Source organism: Acinetobacter sp. SFB (genome assembly GCF_001647545.1).
In the GTDB taxonomy this organism is placed as follows: Bacteria; Pseudomonadota; Gammaproteobacteria; order Pseudomonadales; family Moraxellaceae; genus Acinetobacter.
In genome coordinates, this window is sequence record NZ_LSZH01000016.1 from 104,190 (window position 1) to 127,483 (window position 23,294).

At 42.5% G+C, this 23,294-nt stretch carries 6 protein-coding genes and 3 pseudogenes; 4 read left to right on the plus strand and 5 right to left on the minus strand.

Features of this window, described 5'->3' with window-relative positions; translation table 11 throughout:
* Window positions 1-160 precede the first annotated feature (160 nt).
* Together paaZ and AY606_RS13800 are read left to right on the plus strand one after the other, a co-directional pair.
* Window positions 161-2,275, plus strand: coding sequence for a phenylacetic acid degradation bifunctional protein PaaZ (gene paaZ / locus AY606_RS13795; RefSeq protein WP_067869860.1), 2,115 nt, complete (start codon window positions 161-163; stop codon window positions 2,273-2,275).
* 189 nt (window positions 2,276-2,464) lie between these two features.
* Window positions 2,465-3,904, plus strand: coding sequence for a spinster family MFS transporter (locus AY606_RS13800; protein WP_067869863.1), 1,440 nt, complete (start codon window positions 2,465-2,467; stop codon window positions 3,902-3,904).
* Window positions 3,905-4,309: 405 nt separating this feature from the next.
* On the opposite strand, the pseudogene AY606_RS16925 reads toward AY606_RS13800, so the two are convergent.
* The 3 genes and pseudogenes from AY606_RS16925 to AY606_RS15900 all read right to left on the minus strand — a co-directional run.
* Window positions 4,310-4,745: pseudogene (locus AY606_RS16925) on the minus strand (IS3 family transposase); the annotation flags it as partial.
* A gap of 654 nt (window positions 4,746-5,399) precedes the next feature.
* Window positions 5,400-16,898, minus strand: a complete 11,499-nt coding sequence (locus AY606_RS13810; protein WP_067869866.1) for an ESPR-type extended signal peptide-containing protein — start codon at window positions 16,896-16,898, stop codon at window positions 5,400-5,402.
* A gap of 272 nt (window positions 16,899-17,170) precedes the next feature.
* Window positions 17,171-17,369 (minus strand): annotated as a pseudogene (locus AY606_RS15900) (IS3 family transposase); the annotation flags it as partial.
* A 31-nt stretch (window positions 17,370-17,400) separates the two neighbouring features.
* Between AY606_RS15900 and AY606_RS16930 the strand changes: the two are divergent.
* Complete coding sequence (locus AY606_RS16930; protein WP_155858219.1) at window positions 17,401-17,619, plus strand: helix-turn-helix domain-containing protein; 219 nt, start codon at window positions 17,401-17,403, stop codon at window positions 17,617-17,619.
* Window positions 17,620-17,854: 235 nt separating this feature from the next.
* On the opposite strand, the pseudogene AY606_RS16935 reads toward AY606_RS16930, so the two are convergent.
* Window positions 17,855-17,965, minus strand: a pseudogene (locus AY606_RS16935) (IS5/IS1182 family transposase); the annotation flags it as partial.
* A 1,014-nt stretch (window positions 17,966-18,979) separates the two neighbouring features.
* Here AY606_RS16935 and AY606_RS13815 point away from each other — a divergent pair.
* Entirely contained in the window at window positions 18,980-21,532 is a 2,553-nt protein-coding gene (locus AY606_RS13815) for a bifunctional diguanylate cyclase/phosphodiesterase (protein WP_067869868.1), read from the plus strand.
* 36 nt (window positions 21,533-21,568) lie between these two features.
* Here the strand turns inward: AY606_RS13815 and AY606_RS13820 are convergent, their stop codons facing one another.
* Window positions 21,569-23,134 carry a sensor domain-containing diguanylate cyclase gene (locus AY606_RS13820; protein ID WP_067869871.1) on the minus strand — a complete coding sequence of 522 codons (1,566 nt, stop codon included), beginning with the start codon at window positions 23,132-23,134 and terminating at the stop codon, window positions 21,569-21,571.
* Between the last annotated feature and the right edge of the window lie 160 nt (window positions 23,135-23,294).

Here is a 23,294-nt window from a genome sequence, read left to right on the forward strand (position 1 = left end):
TTTGTATAAGCCATTGTTTATTATATAAATATATTTTTTATTTTATTACTCATCCTGCTTAAACACATATTTGTGATTGACATTTCAGCTTTTTAATCACAAATTATGAAACATCAAAATTAAAATACTTTTTAAACCGTATCATAAATGGAGTTTTACCATGTTAGAGTTAGATAGCTACTCAAGCGCAATGGATGATCAAGATACTGAGTCACAAAATAATCCTATTGCCATCAAAAGCTTAAGCTCACTGATCTATGGTCAGGAATACACAGCTCAAGCTGATTTACGTACGGTTTATCATGCCATTAGCGGTGAAGCGGTTTATCAGGTCGGTAGTCAGGGTATCGATACCCAGGCCGTGGTGAAGTATGCCAAACAAAAAGGCGCAACGATTGCCACATGGACTTTCCATCAACGTGCCGATGCACTAAAGCAAGTGGCACAGTATTTGATGCAACGCAAAGAAGCGTTTTACCAGCTGGCCAAGGCGACAGGCTGTACCCGTAAAGATGCCTGGATTGATATTGAAGGCGGGATTGGGACCTTATATGCCTATTCGAGTTTGGTGCGCCGTGAACTGAGTGATGAAACCGCATGGGTTGAAGATGCATGGATTCCTCTGTCCAAGCAAGGCAGCTTTGGCGCGAAACATATTCTCAGTCCCAAAGCCGGTGTCGCCGTCCATATCAATGCCTTTAACTTTCCAATCTGGGGCATGCTGGAGAAAATCGCACCTGCTCTTTTAGCGGGCGTGCCGTGTATTGTTAAACCGGCCACTGAAGGTGCCGAGCTGACCCATGCCGTGGTCAAAGCCATTCATGAAAGCGGCTTCTTGCCGGAAGGCGCACTGCAACTCATTTGCGGTCAGATCTATGATTTGTTTGATCATTTAAATCCTCAAGATACTGTGACCTTTACCGGTTCTGCTTCAACCGGGCAAAAACTGCGTTCTCATCCACACTTAAATGCCTACTCGATTCCGTTCACCATGGAAGCCGACTCGGTCAACAGCGCGATTTTGACCGAACAGGCCAATGACGAAAGCATTGATTTATTTGTCCGTGAAGTCTTCCGGGAAATGACCAGCAAAGCCGGACAAAAATGTACCGCAATTCGTCGTGCCTTTGTTCCCGCCGCACTTTTGCATACCGTACAGACCAGACTGATTGAAAAACTAAAAAAAGTCGTGGTGGGCGATCCCGCTCAAGAAGGCGTCAGCATGGGCGCTTTGGCCAGCGTTAAACAGAAACATGATGTCGCTGCAAAAGTTGAACAGCTCAGCCAGGATGCAGAGATTGTATTTGGTAGTCACTTGCGGCAGGACTTTATTCTTCAGGTCGAAAATCCTGAAAAATCAGCCTGCTACCCACCTACGGTTTTAGTCTGCACAGCGCCCGAACAGGCACAGCATATTCATAAGGTAGAAGCATTTGGCCCTGTCGTCACCTTAATGCCTTATAGCGGTCTGGTTCAACTTGCTGAGCTGGTGGCACGTGGCGAAGGTAGTCTGGTCGCCTCCATCGTAAGAAATACCGATGAAAACATCGAACAGCTGCTGAGCAAAATTGCGCCTTGGCATGGCCGTGTGCATATTATGGATGCAGAAAGTGCCAAAGAAAGTACCGGACATGGTTCTCCATTACCTTTACTGGTTCATGGTGGACCGGGTCGTGCCGGTGGGGGTGAGGAATTGGGCGGTTTACGTGCAGTCAAACATTATATGCAACGTACTGCGATTCAAGGCTCGCCAAATGCCATGACCCAAGTGGGTCATAGCTGGACTGCCGGCGCTCAAGTCTTTGAAGACCGAGTACATCCTTTCAAAAAATCATTTGATGAATTACGTATTGGTGAACGTTTGCTGACTGCAAGACGTAGCGTTACAGAAGCCGATCTGGTCAACTTTGGCTGTCTGAGCGGTGACTTCTTCTATGCGCATATGGATAAAATCGCTGCTGCGGAATCGCTATTTGGTGAACGTGTCGCCCATGGCTATTTCGTGGTTTCTGCTGCAGCCGGCTTATTTGTCGATGCGGCTCCAGGTCCGGTCATTGCCAACTATGGCATGGACAATCTGCGCTTTGTCGAACCGGTGAAAATTGGCGACACCCTGCAGGTTGAACTGACCTGTAAGCAGAAAACGCCTAAAACATTGCGTGATCCGGCACAGAAGCCCCATGGTGTGGTGGTCTGGGATATTAAAGTCAAAAATCAGCGCAATGAGCTGGTCGCGACTTATGATATTTTGACCCTGGTTGAACGTGAAGCCTAAACTTTAAATTAGCTAAAAAGGAATCATTATGATTCCTTTTTTTTATTAGTTTAAATTATATGTATCCTTTTATAGAAATTGATTGACGAAAAGAAATTTAAACTCTAGATTAAAAAATACGATACACAATAAAACAATATCAATATTACAAGTATCAAAATATCTCAAACAATCAACATAGGATGTTGCATGATGAATGATAAGTCGATGGAAATAGAAATAGTTGAAAGGACGCTTGAATGTGAAAATCAAAGTTTTGAGCCTAGCTCGGTAGAAACAGTATCGCCGGTTTCTAAACAGATTCAGCCACCCAAAGAAAGCAGTACCTATCAATGGTATGTCGTGGTGATCTGTATGCTGGCTTACATTCTGTCATTTGTAGACCGTCAAATTTTATCGTTAATGATTGAGCCTATTAAAGTCGACTTAATGATCAGTGATACTCAGTTTAGCCTGTTGCAAGGACTCGCCTTCTCGTTGTTTTATGCCATTATGGGTCTTCCGATTGCCGCGCTCGCTGACCGAAAGTCCCGGATTAAAATTATTGCAACCGGTATTGCTTTCTGGAGTCTGGCAACCGCTGCTTGCGGACTCAGTAAAAACTTCATTCAAATGTTTCTGGCACGTTTGAGTGTGGGTGCAGGTGAAGCCGCACTTTCCCCAGCATTTTATTCGATTGTCGCCGATTTATTTCCCAAGGAGAAATTGGGCCGTGCACTCGGTGTATATGCGATTGGCGCCTTTATTGGTTCGGGTTTAGCTTTCCTGATTGGCGGCTATGTGATTGGACTGTTAAAAGATATCAGTTTCGTGGCCTTACCGGTGATTGGTGAAGTGAAGACTTGGCAACTCACCTTTATGATTGTGGGCTTACCCGGTGTATTGCTTGCACTCCTCATGGTTCTGACGGTGCGTGAACCTGCGCGTAAGGGGATGAAAGTTGGTGCAGACGGTCAGGTGATTAAGGCTTCCTTCAAGAACTCGCTTGGCTTTATCAAGACCCATAAGAAGACTTTTTTCTGTCATTTTATTGGTTTTTCTTTTTATACCATGATGTTGTATTCACTTCTGGGCTGGGCACCTGCTTATTACATGCGTAACTTCGGCCTTGATGCCAGCCAGACCGGTTATATCTTAGGTAGCATCATTTTAGTGGCCAATACTTCGGGTGCCTTGTTCTGTGGCTGGCTGATCGACTTCTTCTCTAAACGTGGATACAGTGATGCTGCTATCCGTGCCGGTGCAATCGGCTGTGCGGCCTTGATTGTTCCAAGTGTATTGTTTACCCAGGTCGACAACATGTATTTATCATTTGCCCTGATCTCTGTGGCTATGTTCTTCTCAACCTTCCCGATTCCGGCCTCTGCAGCCGCAACTCAAATGCTGACACCAAACCAACTACGTGCACAAGTTTCTGCCAAATTCCTGCTTATCTCAAATATGATTGCCCTTGGAATAGGAACCACCGCGGTTGCTTTAATTACTGATAAATACTTTCAAAACACCGTAATGGTGGGAAATTCTATTTCAATTGTGAATGCAGTGGCTGGAGTTATTGGTTCCTTCTTATTGTATAAGGGCTGTCAATATTACCGTGAGAGTATGAAAGTGGAGCAACTGGCTGAATAAAATGCCGCATCAATGTCAATGAAACTTTCTTGGCTCCAATTTTGATGCCTTAAATATTAAATTTTTAGGGGCTGTTGAGCATTAACAAGAGTTACTTCTCAATAGCCCCTGGTTCTGGCCTTGTTTAGATTCGTGCAAAAACTAAAAACCTCCATAACTCGTTTAAATGCAGCAAATCTAACCATACTATTCCAAAGGCTTCTTCAGCATTCAGCCCTCATCCTATCCACATCAACTCTGCCACTTCAGTTCTCAGGTCATGCCATCCTTTATACCCTTCTAACACCTTGGCATCTTCTTCCCCTAGAAGCGTGACCACCTGCAGCAATAATTACTGGATGCTCCCCGCATCCTAGACATGAAACAGCCTCATTTTGACGCTGCCTCACCCAATAGGTATCAGGCAACAAACTCTCGATTTAAGTGATTTGGTGGCACAATCTGAGGATGACCACGACCATAGCTTTTATGCGGCTTATAGCCTCGAACAGCAGCAATACCAATGTTCTTCATGATTTTCAGCACACGATTAGGTCCGCAGCTTTCCTCTGGCTCTTTAAGATCCAGGGTGATGCGACGATAACCGTAGATGCCATAACTGGCATCCTAAGAAGAACGTATAAGCGGTAATAAACGCTTGTCTGCAATAGTCCTGCCTGATTCGGGTTCATGCAACTAGGTAAACAGCCAGCACAGCAATCTTAAGAACCCGACACATCGTTTTAATCTATATTGAAGGATAAACTGATACTTTACTCAGGCAGGCTTGCAAAACGGCGTGAAAGCAGTGCTTTCACTTTAAGATGTTCCGTTCATCTTCAGTCTGTTTAAGCTGACTTTTGCAAAAATTCGAAGCAACCTATTGGGAGTTTTTGAAACACAGCCACAAACGTTTAAGAATATGCTCTTCTCCATTAAAAGTTTCGGAAATTATGTTTATTCCGATTTGGTATAAATGTTCATGTTTCAATAACTTCAATAGCTTTCTTCTTTTCATTAAAATAGAATCAAAGTCATCTCTTTAGATAGTTACGTTGTTACCAAGGGATGGTTTATCTCATTGCTCTACATCACTTCGCATTACATGCTTTACACTTTGCCTTGAGGAAAGATTGCCAAAACAGTCATTTATGAATTGGTTCAACATGTGCTTATCAGTTTTGTCATCAGAATAAGCCAATTATTCAAATTAGAGAAGCATTGCTTAAACAGGATTCGGGTTATGTCACATAAATATCTTGGATCTATGGATAAGAATAACACTTCAAAAATATACAATATTTAGGATCAAAAATATTTGTTTTTAGCATTTTATAAAAATCATTACATTCAGATTCATCTCTGTTGCCCATAAAATTGCCTCAAGAATGATTTTTTGAAGCACCTCTAATAAAAAATGAAAGCTATCTTTCGATGAATTTACTTAAAAAGTTATAAATATAAAAAGGCAGGTGTCTAAGCATCTGCCTTTTTTAACCAATTCTTTATTCTAAGTTTACCAATGGAGCTCTAAACCTAAAGTACCACCTTCGTTTTTAGCACCATTTTCTGAATATTGCCCATTAAACTGACCATAAAATGCTAAGTTGGTAATAGAAGTCATCTTAAAACCAAGATTGATATCCATCGTATTTGCATCAGGCACAGCTCCTTGTACTTCAAACTTATACCCTGGCGCAGAAACAAAACTGGCTTCCATTTGACGCCTGGTCGAAAAATCATGCGCAAAACTCAGTTTTGCATATGGCTGAATACTGCCTTCACTAAACATAAACATCGTATCAAACTGTGCTCCAACAAAGACTGGAACAGAATATGCATCGTTTTTACTATATGCCAATGCTAGTAAATCATCAGTTTCCGTTGCTTTTTCTCGTGCCTCATCAACTTTCACTGAAGAAACTTGAACCCCTGCGAACGGCGTAATATTGATTTTTTTCCAATTGGTTTTATAGCCAACTTCTAAACGTCCATTCATCACTTCGCCATCAAAATCGGCCTGTAGATTATTAGAAACACCAGCTACAGGAACAATTGGCGCTGCTGCCCCCTCAACCATGGCAAAACGTGTGGTATTTGCATCCAACCAATCGTAGCTTAAAGCGCCTTTTAAATACAGTTTTTCAAAATCTTGGCTGCCGTACAAAGCTAAACTATTGCTTTCTACTAAACCACTGGCTGCACGGTTTTCAACATTAAACTGTGTTTTTGATGAACCAAAAGCCAATCCCAGCAGCATATTTTTATTTAAAGCATAATCCAAACCAGCTACCGTTCTATAACTATCTGCAGAATAAGCTGCAGCACCAGTATGATCATCACGATAAATTTCATTTGTGCCATTCTGACCGGTAATCCATACGCGCCATTGACTGTCATCAATACATTGCTCGCCATCTGCTGTCGCTTTATCGCAAATTACCGTATATACATTATTGTTTTTTGCATAATTAGAGCGCGAACGCCAGTAATCCGATTGAACCGAAATATCATTCATCAACCCTTGGGTATGGGTAAATGCTGTTTGCAGAATTGCAGCATTCCCTTCCCCACTGATTGAATCATAAGCCGTTTGTAAAGCAGTGATATCTGGGCGATATAATAATGCAGCTGCAACTGGTCCAAATGCTGTACTGGTCTGATCTAACTGAATTGCATTAATAGCTTGCCCTAAGTTTTGACCATTTTCACTTAATGCAGTCCGTGCGAAATCAATGTTTGCTCGTATAGCGGAGGAATTATTGGTCACCACTTTATTAAATAGTGCAACTGCAGATGGAACAGCATCCACTGTGAATCCTGTATCCACAACATTTTGGGCATTTACAATAGTTTGATCAAATGTCCCTGGGGTGACTAGATTTGGGTTCAGCAAATTAACAGCGACGCTTCCACCTAAAGTTGCCGTTCCAGTTACATTCATAATATCCGATGCACCCAGACTAGATGATGACCCACTTAGTAAACTGCGCACTTGCGAGGTAGCTATTGGCTGAACAGAAGACCGATTCAAATTATAATCCCAGTACATTACCCCCGTATTGGCTTGAGTGAAATTACCGTCTAAATATGTTGCATCTACACGATTTATCCCGCCAACAGCCCAATTACCTTGGTTAACAACATCACCTAAAGTTGAAGCGCCAGCAAGATTCATTTGGATCATCTGTCCTGTAACCAGCCATGCATTTAATGAATTCGTTAAACTATTTTGTCCAGCATCCAGCCAAATCGATCCGGTCATAAATGAATTATTGACCACCTGATCATCGCCAACACCTGCATTCACAGCATTAGCATCCAGCCATCCTGATGCCGTAAGCTGTAGGTTTTTATCAAGATAAAGTCCGTCAATCTGCCCGTACCCCGTCAAATAACCAGCGTTTGTTAGCAGATTGCTTCGCCCATCAAACATACCAATAGCGGCACCTGCACCTTTACCGCCAACAAGAACACTGTCTTGTCCAACATTAATACTGAGATTACCATTTTCAGTACCTACACTCTGAGCAAAAATGCCGTATGAACCTTCACCTAAAGTCGATATATTGCCTTGTTGAACAATATTTACATTTCCTGCTTGGCCGTTACCGCCAGCGGTACCGGCAAAGAAACCTGTCAGATTTCCATTTTTATCCATCAGGTTGGCATAACCGCCACCGCCAGCAATAGACTGCACCATAATACCGTGTGCATATTTGCCTGCAGTGTATATTCCTGTTGATGGAGCCCCAGAAGCAGCCACATTCGTAATCGAGATATTACCGCTATGTCCAGAGCCTTGCCCAGAAGTTAAAACCTGTTGCGTGCCCGCTGCAAAACCGCCACCGCCACCGATTGACTGCGCAACAATCGCTGATGACCCATCCGTTTCAGTTCCAATATAGCCAGAATTATTTACAGATACATCTTTAGCATTGCTTTGTGATGTATTGGTTCCGCCCAGCGATAATTGCTCACTTAAACCGACCGCACCACCGCCGCCAGAAATAGACTGCACAACAATAGCCTGTGACAAGCGTCCTGCAGTCAAAATAGTACCGGCATTATTCACAGATACAGTATCACCAAGACCTGAAGCACCTGAAGCACCCAATTCGGTATAAGCCGCTGTCTGATCCAGACCGCTACTCAAGCCACCACCACCACCAATCGATTGCGCAACAATCGCAGCTGCATGTTCACCTTTTGTAATAAGCCAACCATTATTTTCAACATGGACTGTTCCAGCATTCCCTTGAACACCCTGTGCTGCACCTGCCACCAGAATTCCTGAAGCACTGCCCGATGTACCACCACCACCACCGATGGACTGAGCAACGATGGTATCTGCACCATTTCCTTTGGTCACAATACGGCTATCTTTATCCATATTTTTAACAATTACACTCGATGCATCACCACCCGCTATTTTTCCTTTCAATGAATTAAAATAACTTTGTAATGGACTTGAGATTACATTTTGCGCAGTCTGTACAAGACCTGTTACAGATGTCATTGCTGAAATGACGCTTGCTGTTGCTCCACTACCCAGTCCTAAAGATCCTAGTTTTTCCTTAACTGTATCTGTAGCCCCACCAATAGTCCCAGTGATATCAATACCATAACTTGCCCCCCCCTGACCGCCGCCGCCACCAATAGACTGCGCTAAAATACCTTTAGAATTTTCTTCTTCGGTATAAATCAGCTCTGCAGCATTTGTTATCGTGATATTTCCTGCATTTCCAGCATGTGCGCCATTGCCGCCAATTGCAACATAAGCCTCTTTGATTATGGTCGTATTATCTTTTTTATCAACACCACCGTCACTAGAACCACCTTCACCGCCACCACCGCCAATGGACTGTGCAACAAGCGCCGATGAATTTTTACCGTAAGTTTCTAAAGTACCTTTGTTGTCTAATACAACATCATTGCCATTGCCCGCAGCCGAGCCAAAACCGCCAATCGAAATCGTACCTGACGCATTACCGCCAACACCACCGCCACCACCAATAGACTGTGCAACAATTGCAGATGCTTTATTGCCTTTAGTGACAATATGGCCATTAATACTGTTATTTATAGTTACAGTATCTCCATGACCGCCCGTGGCTGCTACAAAGACTTCTGTGCCTAACAATTTAGCGGCATTAATTTGCTCAAGTACACTTGTGAGAGTACCACCACCAATTGCAATTGTTGCCTGTTCAACGGAGCCACCTGTACCGCCACCACCGCCAATAGACTGGGCAAGAATACCTTGAGCACCATCACCCTGCGTTAAAATCACTGCATCATTATTGACCGTTACTGTATCCGCATTGCCTGCATTTTTACCTGAACCGCCAATACCAACTGTAGCTTTATTTTCTACATCTCCGCCAGTACCACCGCCACCACCAATAGACTGGGCAAAGATACCGCGTGAAAATAAACCTTCAGTAACAAGCGACAAGGCATTGGTCACATTAACAACGCCACCATTGCCCGCTGCACCGCCATCGCCACCAATGGCAAGTTTTGCAGATGCTGTACCGCCAACGCCACCGCCACCGCCGACAGATTGCGCGAAAATGGCATCCGCACGTCTACCTTTGGTGTAGATAATATTTTGAATATCGCCAGTCAATTGAGTCTGTTTAGTGATGACATTGACTAAACCAGCATTTCCTGCTGCACCCTCCAAATTCGTGGTATCCCATTCTTGACCGAATATACCTGCCAGTGTGCTTAGACCGACAGCTAATTCTTCTTGAAGCGCACCGCCACCAACGCCAACCGTTGCCCCTGATGTATCACCGCCATTACCGCCGCCGCCGCCGATCGCTTGAGCAAAAATACCTTTTGAATTGTCCTTTTCTGTAACGATTACACCCGAATGCTCAACATGCACATCGCCAGATTTTCCGGCCGAACCCTTATATCCCCCCACACCTAATGCAAAAGTGAGCTTGTTATTGACCAGTTCAGCATCTGAAAGATTAAATTTCTTTGATTCGACAACAGAACTGCCGCCGTCACCACCGCCACCGCCAATGGACTGAGCATAGATACCATGTGAGCCTAAACCTGAAGTTGCCAACAAGCCGGAACTGATCACCTTGACATCATCGGCGTCATTGCCTGTGCCACCCCAGCCGCCAACACTGAAGGAAATATTGGTATCTTTTTTCGTAACTGGAGCAGGATTTGCACCCGAATTATTTGTACCTGATGACGTGTTTGTATTGCCTGAATTATCCGGTTTACATAAATCACCGCATTCAAGCTTCAATGTTGTCGTGCTGGCATTTCCGCCATTACCGCCACCACCACCAATGGACTGAGCCTGAATCGCGCTGGACAACATGCCCGACGTATAAATATTGCCAATGTTGTTTACAGTCACAATATCAGAGGTATTACCACTGCCGCCAAAACCGCCGACAGATGCAGTGATATTGGTCGTTTTATCTGTCCCTTTTGCCCCATCCAAAAACACTGAGCCGCTGTAACTGTTGCCACCATTACCGCCACCGCCACCAATAGACTGAGCCAGAATGCCTGCCGCTCTGTTGCCTTCTGTATGGATGTTACCCATACGCAGGACATCCACAGTGCCGCCTGTTCCTCCTGAACCGCCCCAGCCACCTACACTTGCAGACAGTCCCATGCCATTTTGCGCCAGCATTGCATTGACTGAAACAGCCATACCGCCATTACCGCCACCACCACCAATCGATTGAGCCAGCACGCCATTACTGTAGTCACCCTTAGACGTGATAAAGCCTTCTGAATCTACATTGACTTTGCCTGCCGCATTGCCTGATCCGCCAAATCCACCTACAGCCAATGAAGCACCCAGTGCGTTTTTATCCTGAGATACATTAGCACTGGCTGATACAGACAGTCCAAAACCACCATCACCGCCGCCGCCAGCAATGGATTTCGCTAAAATGCCGGATGAGCCAACACCTTCCGTCCAGATATTATCGACAGATTTAACAGTCACGTCTCCAGATCTATTGCCATTACCCGCTTGACCGCCGATAGACAATGCAACTGCTGGTGCAGATTTATTTAAAGAACCGCTGACCGCAAAACTGCCTGAGAAGCCGCCGTCACCGCCACCGCCACCGATAGATTCAGCGGCTATACCATGTGATGAATTGCCAAGTGTTGAAATGCTTGTCAGCAGATTACCTTTATCATCAACTGCTTCAATATCGTTTGTGGACGTTACGCTGACATTCCCAGCGACATTACCGCTACCACCACCTCCTCCTACACTGGCCGTAAGTGAAGCTGCTGTTTGTGCAGATCCTGAAACACCGGCAGCAATAGATAAACCGCCTTTACCGCCAGAACCGCCAATTGATTGGGCACGAATTGCACTGGCAGAGTCCCCTGTTGTTCCAATGGCATAATCTGTGTTTTCTACAGTCACATCACCAGATATGCCACCTTTACCTCCTGAGCCACCCACTGCAACTGATGCATTGATAGCTGCCCCGTCAGTTGAGCCTGCTATCGCTCCCGAGATACTCAAACCGCCAGCACCACCATTGCCACCAATAGATTGTGCCAGTATGCCGTCAGCGCCATAACCTTCAGTAGTAATAGATTTTGGTTTTCCATCCTTGCTAATATTTTTTACGATGACATTATTTTTAGCTCTGACTGCATCCGTATAATTGATTTTAGCTAAGAAATCATTCCATGTTTTTTGCTCAGATGTGCTGTACATGCCATCAATTTTGGTTAAGACCAGCTGGGCATTTTCATTTTTAAGCAATGTAAATTGAGTGCCTTTTCTATCTGTATCTGAAACAAGATAACCCTCACTATTTACAGAAACCAGTTTGTCCTTTGAGTCTATTGCTTTGAAGTTGCCATCACTATCCCGCTGATAGCCATTACTATCAACAAATACAGTTGTGGAACCTTTAATTGAAAAATGACCATTTGCATTGACCTGATAACCAACAGCTAAAATTTTCTCGCCATTGAAATCCAGAAGATAACGACCATTTTCATCAACCCGATAACCATATTCATCCAGCCCTGTGCCAAAACCTGTCACGATACTGGAATTTGCTGAAGTCACTGCTAAAATCGTCAAAACATCACTATTGACTCGCTGACCATTTTCATTCATCCGGTAACCATCGGCATCACGTGTCACCCTCTCATAAACAAGTGTGCCAAACTCATCAATGTTGCCGATAATGGCTCCCTTGTCATCTTTAATGTCCTGAGCATTTGCATAGCTGACACCGCCACCTTTACCCCCAATCGTGACGGATGCACCTATGGCTGTACCTTGTGAAAATGCGCCACTTAAGTTCGCCGCTATACCACCAGAGCCACCATTACCATTAATAGATTGTGCCAAAATACCGTAGGCATAATCGCCTTCTGTACTAATATTTCCAGCATTATTTACCGTTACAAGTTTGGCTTGAGCGCCTAAGCCCCCTGCACCACCAACGCTTGAGCCTAATGCAATGGCTGGGCCTGTTGCCGTTACAGTAAATGCACCTGATGCCGCTAAACCACCGGCACCGCCTGAACCGCCTATAGACTGCGCTACAATACCTGATGAAGAGTTGCCATATGTCGCAATATCATTTTCAACGTCGACTGTTGCAGTACCTGCTTTACCGCCTGTACCGCCATTTCCACCTACAGCAACACTCGCAGATACGGCACCTTTGGGTGAGAAACTGCCAGTTAATGCACCAGCAAAACCGCCTGTACCACCACTGCCACCTAGAGATTGTGCTATCACGCCATTTGAGAAGTCACCAAAGGTTTCAATAAATTCAGTACTTGTTACAGAAGTTGCTCCCGCTGTACCGCCTTTACCGCCTTTACCGCCCAATGCCACACTGAATGCAGCTGATGGTAGCTTTATACTGCCTGCAAGCGCTGCCGCAACTGCAAAACCACCGTTACCACCAGAACCGCCAATTGATTGCGCCTGCAGTGCAGATGAAAAGTCACCCTTCGTTGTAATAATTTGATCAGATTTTATGACTGCACTGCCAGATGTTCCTCCTTTACCGCCAGAGCCCCCTAAAGCTACCCCTGCCGTTACACCGCCGTATAGATTAGCATTCAAACCTGCAGCAACAGAAAAACCGCCATTTCCGCCTGAACCGCCAATAGATTGTGCTAAAGCACCCGTTGAATTATTCCCTTCAGTATAAATTTTACTTGGTGATTTTATGTCTGTTGATTTTAAGTTGACCAGTACACTTTGACTTGTACCACCAGTACCGCCAGTACCGCCTAATGCGACCGAAGCACTTGCAAATGTAGAAGCGCCGGCAGCTACGGTAAACCCAGCATTACCGCCACCACCGCCGAGTGACTGCGCAATGACACCTCCAGAAGCCTCACCCAGTGTACTAATGGTACCTGAGGAATTAACTTCGACTTCACCAGCTGAGCCGCCTGAGCCGCCTGAGCCGCCTAAAGCAACATTTGCAGTCACAGCCTTAATATCTGCGCCTGCTGAAACTGCAAAACCGCCATTACCTCCGTCACCGCCAACGGATTGCGCCACAATGGCAGCTGATGAATCTCCAATCGTAACAATATTATGGTCTGTCATCACTTGAACTTTTTTGGCCGCAGCTCCTTTACCAGCATTGCCGCCAAGTGATACACCTACAGACATGCCACCGCCGGTCAGAGCCGTTCCCGCTGCAGAAAAACCGCCATTGCCACCTGAACCTGCGATGGATTGGGCTAAAATACCTGCTGCATTACTTCCTTCTGTTGACAGAGTTGTTGCATTTTCAACTGATTTATTTGCCGTAACTATGACTTCTTTGGACTGACCGCCAGCACCGCCGGCACCACCGAGTGCAATATTCGCAGCCAATTGACCGCCACCTCCAGCCTTAACAGCAAGTGCCAAACCGCCATTACCACCCGTGCCGCCTATCGACTGCGCAACAATAGCCGACGAATTGTTCCCTTTAGTTCCAATCGAACCCGTGCTGTTCACAATCGCCTTATTTGCTTCAGCACCTTTTGAAGCAACGCCACCAAAGCTTAAGCCAACTGAGTTACCGCCAAAGATATCCGCTGCCCCAGCAAAGCCACCATTACCGCCATCACCGCCAATCGATTGAGCAATAATGGCACTTGAGTTATCACCTGCTGTTCCAATGTATTCAGCTTCATTTTCAACTTTGGCTAAGCCAGCTTTTCCGCCCTCTCCACCACTACCGCCAATAGCCAAATTTACAGCATTCGCACTACCGACAGAAGCCGCAATAGCTCCTCCTGCATTACCGCCTGCACCACCGATGGACTGACTGACAATAGCGGATGAACTGGCACCCTTCGTAGTAATATTCCCTTTGTTGGTAGCTGAGGCCTCAGAAGCAATGTTACCTTTACCTCCAGCACCACCTAAAGCAATGTTTGCCGAAATTGCCGATGCCCCTAAACTGCCACTGACGGTGATACCGCCATTCCCCCCACCGCCACCAATGGACTGCGCAAGAATACCTGTTGAAGCAATACCCTGTGTTGAAATCACGCCACTATTATTTACGGTCGCATTTTTAGCCTGACCACCGTCGCCACCACTGCCACCAATTGCCACATTTACACTAACCAAACTGACCCCGGCACTTGCTGCTACAGCAATACCGCCATTACCACCACCACCACCAATCGACTGTGCAGTAATACCTGTGGAACGATGACCTATCGTAGTTAAATTTGAATCATTTTTAACAGTTACATTGTTACTTCCTGCACCAGTACCTCCTTTTCCACCCAGTGAAACACTAGCTGTAACGGGTGAGGTTATACTTGCATTTGCAGCAATTGCCATTCCACCATTACCGCCACCGCCACCGATCGACTGAGCAACAATTGCAGAAGAATCTTCACCTTTTGTTTTAATATCATTACTTGAAGAAGTAACTGCAACGGAACCACCTTCACCGCCATTTGCACCTTTACCACCAATAGCAACACTGACCAATCCACCGGCTGCAACACTCATACTGCCGTTACCGCCACCGCCGCCAATCGACTGAGCTAATATTGCAGATGAACCTTTATTTCCTTCAGTTGTAATATCACCCTTATTCGTTACCGTAACTTCTGATGCACTATTTCCTGAACCACCATCAGCACCTATAGCTATAGCACCTACAGTAAGTCCACCATTGCCTCCACCGCCGCCAATTGACTGAGCATGAATACCAACTGACTCATCTCCTTGAGTGATGATATTGCTGTCTTTTGTAGTGCTAACTTCAACACTACCTCCTGTTCCCCCCCCACTGCCATCGCCTCCAATACTTACCAGCCCAACAGTTAAGCTCGCGTTCCCTCCACCGCCTCCAATTGACTGAGCTAAAATACCGGCAGATCTATAACCATTTGTAGTCAGTTTTCCTCCATTGGTCACAGCAACTTTATCACCATTGCCACCTGCACCTCCCTTAGCCCCTAAAGCAACCAATGCAGCAGAAAAACCACCATTTCCACCACCACCACCTAAAGATTGTGCGGTAATGGCATTGGATAATTCACCTGTCATGTTAATTTGAGCATAGTTATTTACAGTTGACTTACCTGCGTTACCACCATGACCACCTTGCCCACCAAGGCCCACCAATCCAATGCTGTTACCCGATTTACCACCTGCTCCACCAATTGACTGAGCCAGGATCCCACTTGAATATTTGCCATTTACAGCAATGATTGTCTTACTGTCCGTGGTTATAGATACTGATCCTGCCTGACCTGCACTATTCCCCTTACCACCAGATGAAACAATTCCTCCTGCTTTACCACCATTACCACCATCACCAGCAACACTTATCGCAGCAATACCCGAAGAATAATCATCCTGAATGTTAATATCTGTATTAAAGACATTTGCGGTAGCATCTTTAGCTATTCCGCCAAGACTTCCACTGCCACCATTTGCAGAAATGGTGTAAGAACCACCACCATTACCGCCATCACCTCCCTGTGATTTAACCAAAATGCCGACACTTCCCTGAGCATCATTCGGCATAGCTGCATGAATGACTATGTTTAAATCTGAAACATCCAGTTGTGTATCAGAAGCATCTCCGCCTTTTCCGCCTGCCTTACCTTTCCCACCCAAATAATAAGAACCGCCATTTCCGCCGTCCCCACCTTCTGTAATCGAATAGACACCCACTCCACTATCTTTTAAAGTGACTGTCTTATTTTCACCTTTAACAATGGTTTTAAAAGGGATGGGTTGACCACTTGCATCCTGAACCTGCAGTGCTGTTCCACTTTCTGCACTTCCACTACCCGATGTGTAAAGATTATCTGTAATCGTAAAGTTATAGCCCTGTGGAGTAATTTTGACGTCACCAGTTTTTTCATTAATAGATACATCTGCCACAATGTGACTGGTAATAGGATTGCTTTTATCGTATGAAGCTGAAGCATTTAGCGTATAAGTCGTGGTCGTTACATTCATCATTGGTGGCGTATCACCAAAAAGAGAGTCATAGCCTTCTTCAGCACTTGTTTTGTCATTCTTTGGTGTGAATGTAATTACTTTATATTCAGCAGGAGCTTTTGAGTTTGCATTGGTTTTTATATATTTAATTGTAGTTGTAGTTGTTACAGGGTCATACTCAGCATCCCCCCATTGTATATAGCTTACACCTTCAATTGTTTCTCCATTCCCTCCTGCTTTAGGTGGAACAAATAAAGCGCCTGCTCTACCATTTCCTCCATCGCTTCCTGAAATTTTTGCACCAATAGCTGTACTTACATTATTTGTCAGCTTAATTGTCTGTGTAAAACCGCTATCTGTAGCTACGCAATTACCTGCTGGCACACACTGAGCCGACGACGCATATAGATTGCCACTTACAGCACCAGTCACAACCAGTGTTACCATTTTCAAAGCTTTACCAGACCGCTTCCCTTTTCTTTTTACATTTTCAGCAACTGCGACCCATGTTCCTAAAGTCTCATTCCATATAATGCGGTAAACATGATTCATTATTTTCTCCAAAATAATATTTTCAATGCTTAACTATCAAGGCTCTGATGGCATACTTTTTTCCTTGATATAGCTCATTACAAGAATCAATTATGTGCACATTGCTAGTTATGTATTGAAAAAAAATAAAAAAATATCTGACAAATAAGCGATAAATTTATTGATTTAATTAACTTATCAATTAAATCATGCGATAAAAATGATTACTATCACTGTAAATAGGGATGGGATGAGGTGTGCTGAAATTACAGGAAACTTCCACTTGGTATCTTCTAGGCAATCAACTTGTAAGAGTCCTCTGCCATTTGATTTGGTGTCTTAAAATCTAATCCTTTTTGAATTCTGATCTGAAAATAACTCTATGTATTGTGTAATATCTGCTTTAGCTTCTTGCCTCGTTTTATAGTTATGAGGATGAATCGATTCATTATTTAATATGCCCCAGAAACTTTCAATCGGCGCATTGTCAAATGCAGTGCTCTAAGAGCTTCAAGATCAAGGTATGACCCATGCCGAGGCTGCAGAAATCCTGAATCTTTCAAGCCGTCAAATTTCCCGGCTATTGCAGAAGCTCAATCCAGCGGGTGTTTCAGGTCTGATGCATGCCAGTCGTCGTCAATCTGACGATTCAAACTATACTTTTCTCCATGTTTTCATTGGAAAAATTGCAGTGAGGGGGCCAATAGTGAAAATTATTATATGTAAATCTTGCCAGGATTAAGTCAATTTTATCCCAGAGTTATCCGCAGAAATTGGGGATAGTTTTTGCCCTGAAAATAGCGAAAACACTGTAAAATGCTTTATTTTGATTAAATATTGATCAATATTATTGGCAAAATATTTCAGTTCTGGTTAAAAAAGCTAACTTGTTTCCAAGAAAACTTTTTTGAATATTTTTGATCATCTATAAAATTACTGAGCATTTAATATTTAAATGAATAGACGTCTTTCATAACTCATTTTTTACTCAATTCCATGTGGTAAATTCCAGCAATTAAATTGAATCTTAATCCGAGTCTTTTACCTCTATTTCGATAACGCTCTGCAAGTATTTTAAAGATCTTCAGTCCAGCAAAAAAATGCTCCCTACCTATTCTTGTTCTATTGATTTCTCGATTGTATTTTTTAAGCGGGGGGATCTAATTTACAACCTATTTTGCTTTCAGCGGAACTAAACTGTTTGCGTAAATATTATAAATCCCTGACGGCCTTTATCCGCTAAGCCGCGTATGAAAGTGAATATGCTCCCGAGTTCACTTCAGAAGAAGCACGTGAAGCAGATCCCCGCAGCCATATAAATGATAATAATTCAGCTGATCCTGGTCACAGTCATGATGACGACGACGATGATCGCGGCAGCCGCTCTGGTGGACAAGAACACTAGCACGTGATGAACAAGAACGATTTACGTCCCGATAATTAGAAAATTTCTATAATTTTTATGTGCTGTTTAAATAGAAGTATTCTGTTTTAATTTTTGTAAATTAGCTAAAATTTTAGATACTTGATTACTAAGTGACTTAAGTCTTTGCCGACAAAAAATGTAGAAGATGCGAGAAAACAATGGAAGACCTTATAGCAAGGTAATGTTGGTGAGTGAATAGATTCTATTCTTTAAATTAAAAATTCCGGACCAATCGACTGGCATTTTAGTGTCACATAGAAAGAATAACTATTGCTAAAATGATGTTTTACAGCTTCTAAATATTGATTGAAGGTTCAGATTTTAGCTGCCATAACATTCTTTTGAGGCTGTAGTCTGTTTTGACACATTGTTGTTAAAGTCCTTGAACTTAACAAGACAGAAATTCAGTGATCAAAATCTCTGATTGATTTCATTTAATAAAGAACCAGTCTCTAAAAAATTGTCGCTATTCACCCCTAAACATGCCCCGACTACGATGATTTTTATCACTTATATTGGTTTCTATACAAACATACAGATAATTAGATATGAGTATTATCACAATTTTGCTATATTATTTAACAGAGATGAGTATTCAATATTTGGATTTAATTTAAAGAATTTCAGTTGAGAATCTATCAAATATGAGTAATACAACTCAAGGATGGGATGCTAGATGAGTCAGACAGTGAATTATTTGGATACTCAATCTATTTTTAATTTAATCGGGCAGCATGCCGACTTAGCCGTCATCTTTGATACGGTCAGTCAATGGTTAGAAGCACGGATACCAGAGTCAATGGTATCCATTATGTTGTACTCAGAAGCCGAACAAACTTTAAATCTGATTACTGGTAAACAACATTTTTCTGATCGTTATAAAGAAGCGATGAAGGACCTAAAAATAGGGCCCAAGGTCGGTGCCTGTGGTGCTGCAGCTTTTTATCGAAAATTAATTATTTGTGAAAATTTGGCTACTCACCCAAACTGGTTTTATTTTTTACAATTTATGCAGCAAGATCAACTAAATGCATGTTTGTCGACGCCTATTATTAATGCAAACGGCAAACTCTATGGTACTTTTGGAACTTATTATCCCTCCCCTAAAATCCCGACCAAGATTGAAATTAAATTACTTCATCATGCTGCATCGCTCATTGCCTTAAGTATAGATTTACATCAAGAACGTCAACATACTCTCGCATTGAATGATAAATATCGTTCTTTCTTTAATTATCATCCTGATACCATTTTTGAACATGATTTAAATGGGATTATTATTGATAATAATCCGGCCTCTAAAGAGTTAACCAAATTTGATCTTGAACAAAGTAAGGGCTTACATTATTCCCAGCTGACTTGTCCTGAATATCTGGCGATAACGCAAAGTGCTTTTCAGCAAGCTGTACAAGGCGAAGGGCAACATCTTGAAATACAGGCGGTTAATAGTTTAGGACAGAACTATTGGGTAGATCTGACTTATTTACCGATTAAACAAGCTCAACAGGTGGTTGGCATATTTAGTATCGCACGTGATATTACCGCTCGGCGAGAAAGCGAAGAGTTGCTGCATCTTCTTAAACGTAGCGTGGATGCTAATCCTCATGGAATAATATTAACCGGAGCTTCCGGCGATCAGGCTATTGAGTATATTAATCCTGCTTTTGAAAGTCTGACCGGTTATAAAAAAGAAGAAATTATGGGTCAAAATTGTCGTTTTCTGCAAGGTGCTGATACCGATCCTGAAACGCTAAATAAAATTCGAGATGCGATTCGGCATCAGCAAGAAATTCAGGTCACTATCAAAAATTACCGCAAAGATGGCAGCTGGTTTTGGAATCAGCTGGTACTGGCTCCCGTTTTCGATGAACAACAACGTTGCAAGCATTTTATTGGAATTCAGCAAGATATTACCCAGCAACGAGCCAATATAGAATATATAGCGCATCAACAAACCCACGACAGTCTAACCGGATTAATGAACCATCATGCTTTTGAAAAAGCACTGGAACAGGCTTTTTGCATACAACATGACCATGCTCAATCTTTGATTATTATGTATGTGGATCTGGATGATTTCCAACCTTTAAATCAGAGCTTGGGTCATGTAGTAGGTGATGAACTGCTGATTGCTGTCGCCAATCGTTTGCGGCATCTTATTCCAGAAGATGATTTAGTCGCTCATTTTTCAGGCGATGAGTTTGCTATCCTGCTGAATAAATGTGCAGACCTAAAACAAGTTATCCTGATTGCCGAAAAAATATTAAAAGGCTTATCTGTGCCTTTTGATATTCAAGGCCACAAAGTCCATATTAGTGCCAGTATTGGCATTGCAGACGATGACCCTCAGGTTGATAAATCTAAACAATTGCTTCATCAAGCTATTCATGCCATGAGCGAAGCAAAAAAAGAAGGTGGAAATACTTGGCATTGGTATGCGTTTACCTCGATCCTTAGCCCTAAAATTGATTACGTGCTAATGCGTCATGAATTAATGGTCGCGTTAGAGGAAAAACAGTTTAGACTGGTTTATCAACCGATTGTTAATGCCAGTACAGGGCAGCTTGAAAGTGTAGAAGCATTAATTCGTTGGCAGCATCCTGAGAAAGGGCTTATTTCTCCTGCAGACTTTATTCCTTTTGCCGAAAGAACTGGTCAAATTGTAGCGATCGGTCAATGGGTTTTACAGCAGGCTTGTCTGGATATCGTCGCTTGGAATAACAAGCATGGGACTCATCTCAATGTAGCAGTCAATCTTTCCCCCTTGCAATTTAGACGCACAGGTTTTTTGCAAGAACTCCAGCAAACGCTCGCAGAAACCCAGTTAGCAGCGAGTTTACTAAAAGTTGAAGTTACTGAAACCATGTTAATTGCAGGTGCTGATCGCTCATTAGAAATTTTGAAAACAGTCCGAGAACTGGGGGTAAGAGTTTCAGTGGATGACTTTGGAACGGGATACTCAAGTCTGAGTTATCTACGAACTTTACCTATTGATGAGATAAAACTTGATCGGAGTTTTATTGAACATTTACCTGAAAACGATAAGGATGGAGCTATTGTTGCGGCAATTATTGTGATGGCCCATAAACTAGGGTTACAAGTGATTGCTGAAGGCATAGAAACGCCAGCTCAAGCTCAGTTTCTCAGAGAATATCAATGTGACCATTTTCAGGGCTACTATTTTGCTAAACCTGCTCCCCTTACTGAGCTCAGGCTGAGTTATGAATAGCTTGAATTATGCTGAAAACAAATACAGTGCCACGCTCTAATAACAAATACGGTTTCGGCCACTATTTTTAGCTTGATAAAGCTTATTATCAGCCATTTTAAAAACTTCGTTTACATCGTGTGAGTGTTTAGGCCAGAATGCAATTCCAATAGATAGCGTAATGGGACCGATAGAATTAATATTGCTTGATTCCATGGTGTTTCGTAAGCGCTCAGCCGCGTTATAGGCCACATTAGGATCGGAAGTCGTCATTAATACAATAAACTCTTCTCCACCAAAACGACAACAAATATCTTCATCCCTGAAATTACTTTTCATAAAAATTGCCAGTGTCTTTAAAATCTCATCGCCCTGAGCATGACCATAACTATCATTGACGTTTTTAAAAAAATCAATATCAATAGCAAGAACAGCAAAAGATCTTTTTACATTGACCAACTCTTTTAAGAAAATATTCATACCGCGTCGATTATATAAACCCGTCAGTGGATCCGTATTTACATGTTGACGCAATTCATTAATCTTTTCACTGAATGTGTGTGAACTGAGCAGCAAAGATGTTCTAAACTTTAATACTTCAAAATACCAAGGATCAACTTGTCTGATTTTGTCCTGAATATCAGGCTGATTAAGCATGCTGGCCATTTTAGCCAAACTGTTTAAAGGTGAAGAAATAAAGCGTGACAATCTCCAGACAATAAAAAATATAAAAATATAAAAAATAAAAATTCCGACTGAAACTTTCAAAAGAATAATATTGGCCTGTTTTAACAACTCTTCTGTCGGCTGTTGTGAAACTACAATCCAGTTCACACTCGGAATATATGCAAAACCTGCCAGATTTTCGACCCCACGACTATTGATTAACCGGATATTCCCCATCCGTTTACGCACCATATAATCCAGACCATTATTATGAATAATTTTTTCCCCAATTCGGGTGGGGTCAGGATGAAAAATTATTCGATTATTTTCATCAATAACATACATATAACTTTTTTTAAAGTCATACTCAGTGGACAGTATTTTCTGAATTAGATTATTTTTTTGTAAATAAATCGTGCCGCCAATCATGCCCTGATAATTTTTATTTTGGTCATAAATAGGTTGAGATAGAATTACAACGAGATTATGTTTAGCTGACCAATAAGGAGGAGAAATATAAGTCATTTTCTGCTTTAAGGATTCAGTAATACCTACGGTGTTATATAAAATATGGGTACTTAGATTCAAGCTCTGTGGTTCAAAAGAGACGACTCTCCTTTGCTTGTCAACAATTAACAGACTATTAAATTTATTGGATTGATTTTTAAGCCGCTTGGCTTCTTCTTGTGTTAATTGGCGATTAGAAAAATCCTGTCCCAACAGATTAGCGCTATATTTTAGTTCTCTCAGCATATCATCGAAATGCTCACCTGCACTAATGGCAACCTTTGAGGCATATTTTTCATTGACTGAAAGTGAGTTCTGAATCAGTTGCTCTTTTATTACATAATTGAGAATAAATATAGACACAATAAATAAGCACGAAACACTGACAATAGTCGAAATCAGGATCAGTTTACGCAGATTTAATTTAAGGGCTAGGAGAATCTGTTTCAAAAACTCAATCTCGTATTATTGTGTCCATGTTTACACTTTATAACATATTTGTAAAATGAGTTAATAAACTCATTTGTAATAAACTGGATTATTTATGTTTTTAATCACAAAAAGATGAAACTATTTATTAAGATATTTAAACAGAGCGTGTTTGATTTGC

Excerpts from the sequence above, each read along its gene's own strand:
- paaZ (WP_067869860.1), top strand. The coding sequence starts at position 161 with ATGTTAGAGTTAGATAGCTACTCAAGCGCAATGGATGATCAAGATACT.
- AY606_RS13800 (WP_067869863.1), top strand. The coding sequence starts at position 2,465 with ATGATGAATGATAAGTCGATGGAAATAGAAATAGTTGAAAGGACGCTT.
- AY606_RS13810 (WP_067869866.1), bottom strand. The coding sequence starts at position 16,898 with ATGAATCATGTTTACCGCATTATATGGAATGAGACTTTAGGAACATGG.
- AY606_RS16930 (WP_155858219.1), top strand. The coding sequence starts at position 17,401 with ATGACCCATGCCGAGGCTGCAGAAATCCTGAATCTTTCAAGCCGTCAA.
- AY606_RS13815 (WP_067869868.1), top strand. The coding sequence starts at position 18,980 with ATGAGTCAGACAGTGAATTATTTGGATACTCAATCTATTTTTAATTTA.